Origin of the sequence: Cellulomonas sp. GbtcB1, from assembly GCF_019091725.1 — a bacterium.
Taxonomy (GTDB): domain Bacteria; phylum Actinomycetota; class Actinomycetes; order Actinomycetales; family Cellulomonadaceae; genus Cellulomonas.
On sequence record NZ_JAGXJG010000384.1, the window covers coordinates 1 to 250 of the forward strand.

Annotated in this window: 1 pseudogene; it reads left to right on the forward strand. The window is 76.0% G+C overall.

Annotation, left to right across the window (positions count from 1 at the left end):
- Window positions 1-250, forward strand: a pseudogene (locus tag KVT14_RS20785) (DNA/RNA non-specific endonuclease); the annotation flags it as partial.

Consider the following 250-nt stretch of genomic DNA (forward strand, 5'->3'; position numbering starts at 1 on the left):
GCTCCTGCCGGGGCAGTTCTGGAAGGTGGGGGCGGGCGTCGACGAGCGCGGTCGACTCGTGGTGACGGGGTACGTGCTCGGGCTGGACGCGTCCCTGCCGAGCGTGCTCGCCGAGGCGTCGTTCGGCGCCTACCGGACGTTCCAGGTGCCGGGGTCGATGATCGGCGCGCTGACCGGGCTGGACCTGGCGGCGTACGCGGCGGCCGACCCCCTCGGCACCGGCCAGGCGGCCGTCGCGGCGCACGAGCTG